3 pseudogenes are annotated in these 2991 nt (G+C 66.9%); all 3 read right to left on the reverse strand.

The window, feature by feature from the left end:
- Positions 1–102: 102 nt before the first annotated feature.
- Positions 103–405 (reverse strand): annotated as a pseudogene (locus MTF69_RS42570) (integrase core domain-containing protein); the annotation flags it as partial.
- A 4-nt stretch (positions 406–409) separates the two neighbouring features.
- Positions 410–1823: pseudogene (locus MTF69_RS42575) on the reverse strand (IS30 family transposase).
- 68 nt (positions 1824–1891) lie between these two features.
- Positions 1892–2805: pseudogene (locus MTF69_RS42580) on the reverse strand (IS3 family transposase); the annotation flags it as partial.
- Positions 2806–2991 lie beyond the last annotated feature (186 nt).

Here is a 2991-nt window from a genome sequence, read left to right on the forward strand (position 1 = left end):
GAGCTCCGTTGCACTGCGTCAGAAATCCTTCAACAGGCTTGCGTGACCTGCGAAAACGCTAACTACCCGGCCTTGGGCCTTGACCCCAAATGTTGAACACGTCTATGCGGCTTGGGTCAGGGTAGTTGCTGCTCGCTGGAGGGCGTTCTCGTAGGCGATCGGGGACCGCTGGCCGAGGCTGGAGTGCCGGCGGCGGGTGTTGTATCGGGTCAGCCAGCGGAAGGCGTCGAGCCTGGCCTCACGCTCGCTCGACCAGGCCTTCCGGCCTTTGAGCGTCTCTCTCTTGAAGGCGGCATTGAAGCTTTCCGCGGCGGCGTTGTCGGCGCTGGAGCCGATGGCGCCCATGCTCTGGCGGACCCCTGCTGACCTGCAGATTTCAGCGAATGCCCTGCTTGTGTATTGGGCGAGTTCAACCAGTCGTTGCAACACTGGGCTGTTGCAACGAGCGTAGCTGCTCTTCGAAGACCTCGGCCGGCGTCCGCCAGCCGAGGACCTTGCGGGGCCGGTTGTTGATTGCCACGGCGACGGCTTCGAGGTCCGTGGACGACCAGCGGGAGAGGTCAGTGCCCTTCGGGAAATACTGACGCAGCAGGCCGTTCGTGTTCTCGTTCGTCGGTCGTTGCCAGGGCGAGTGCGGATCGGCGAAGAACACCTTCGTCCCGGTATCGAGAGCAAACTGGGCATGACCGGAGAGTTCCTTCCCGCGGTCCCACGTGAGGGTTTTGCGTAGCTGCTCGGGCAGCTGCGCCATCGATGCCGTAAGCGCCGTATTCATCGCGATTACGCCATAGCCCCCGAGCGAGGGACCGTTCTTCACCGGCGGACTCTCACCCCAGCCCATCGAGCCGCGGCAGGTGCACCAGGAGCGTGGAGCGGCTGCTGCGCTCGACAAGCGTTCCGATCGCGGAGCGGCCCGTCCCGATGATCAAATCTCCTTCCCAGTGTCCGGGGACCGCACGGTCCCCGGCCTCGGCGGGGCGTTCACTGAGGATGACGTCCGCGGTGACATGCCCCTGAGGCTTGTTCTGCGACCGTGCACGGGGAGTCCGCAGCGCCCGGCCGGTCCGCAGGCAGGCGACCAGTTCCCGCTTGAGCGCGCCACGGCCCTCGATGAAGAGCGCCTGGTAGATCGCTTCGTGGCTGATGCGCATGGACTCATCATCGGGGAAGTCGGCCCGGAGCCGGTGCGAGATCTGCTCCGGGCTCCACGCCGTCGCCCATCGCCTGTCCTGCCGATGCGGCTTGTTCAATCCCTTCCAGGGGCGCGTCTTGGGCCCGGTGACGATCGTGCCGTCGGATCGATGGACACTGCCGGCGAGCCGCTCCTGCACGTACTCGCGCAACCTGTCGTTGCCTGCGAGCTTCGCTGTCTTCGGACGCTTCGCGGCCTGCTGCGCCTTCCACTGCGCCACCAGGGCCCGGTAGACCGGTCTGCCGCTCCGGGTCGCCGCGTTGCGGCGCAGTTCGCGTGAGATCGTGCCCGGGTTGCGTCCGATCCTGTGGGCGATCTCGCGCACGCCGATCTCCTGGGCGTGCAGCAGCGCGATCTCCTCACGCTCAGCGAACGAAAGGTAGCGGCCGGTGGGCTCGTCCAGGCTGATCGGCGGCATGCCGCCAGCGTGACGGAACCACCGTGTTCCGACCGGACATGAAACACCCACAGCCAGCGCGGCCTCTGCCGTCGTCACTCCCGACGCGATCCGCCGCCAGAAGTGGCGCTGCACTGCCCGAGACGGCTCCGGCCGGCCTGGCGAACGCATCGGCGGTCGCATCGCCCGATCCGCCGCCCACTGCCGTCGCCCACCCGCAGGCACCTTCAGCATTTCCTTCTCGCCTCGCCCCATCGCGCACCTCAGTGATCAAGGTGTTGCGACGACCAATTGAATCCGCCTTGGGATCCGTGGTCGGTGTGCATGATCGATCCGGCCAGGTTCCCGCGGGTTCGCTCGGCGGCCGTGAGGGCGTCGATGACGAGCTTTGTCCGCATGTGGTCGGCGATGGCCCACCCGGCCAGCCGGCGTGAGGCAAGGTCGATGACGGTTGCGAGGTAGAGCGGTTTCGTGCCGCTGACCGGCAGGTATGTGATGTCGCCGACGTACCTTCTGTTCACCGCGGTGGCGGTGAAGTCACGGCCGATCAGGTCCGGCGCCTTCGCCGCGGCCTGGTCCGCGAGCGTGGTGCGGTGCCGGCGGCGCAGGCGAACTCCCTCCAGCCCGATGGTCCGCATGATCCTCGCGACGCGCTTGTGGTTGACCACCTGGCCGCCCTCGTCGCGGAGCTCGGCGGTGATCCTGGGGGCTCCGTAGGTGCCGTCGGAGTCCTGGTGGACCTCGCGTATCCGGGCAGCGAGCTCGGCCTCGACGGCCTGGCGGGCAGTCCGCGCGGCTGCGGTGCGGCGCCAGTAGTAGAAGCTCGAGCGGGCCAGGCCGAGGATGTCGCAGAGCCGCTTCACGCCGTGTCGGCGCTGGTGATCATCAACGAACTGGTAGCGGTTCACCAGCGCGTCTCCGTCGCGAAATACCGGGCCGCCTTGCGGAGAATATCCCGCTCTTCCTCAAGCTCACGGATCCTCTTGCGGGCCGCGGCCAGCTCCGCCTGAACGGCGTCGCCGCCGGCCCGCGAGGCGGCCGGCGGCTCGGAGTGGGTGCCGGATCGCCGGCCGTCGGCAGCCCGGATCCAGTTCCGCAGCGTCTCGGTGTTCACCCCGAGATCACCGGCGACCGACTTGATCGTCGCTCCTGGCCTCGACCGGTACAACGCGACCGCGTCCGCTTTGAACTCGGCGGGATAGTGCTTCATCCCCACGAGGACTCCGTTCTCCTGGACCATCAAGATCCAAGTGTCTCCGGTGTCCAGAATCCGGGGTCAAGGCCCAAGGCCGGGTAGTTAGCGTTTTCGCAGGTCACGCAAGGGGTGTTGAAGGATTTCTGACGCAGTGCAACGGAGCTCGTTGGTACAGGCAGTCGTCCAAGACAGCTTTGTGCCCGAGGA

Source organism: Streptomyces sp. AP-93, from assembly GCF_022808175.1.
GTDB lineage: Bacteria > Actinomycetota > Actinomycetes > Streptomycetales > Streptomycetaceae > Streptomyces.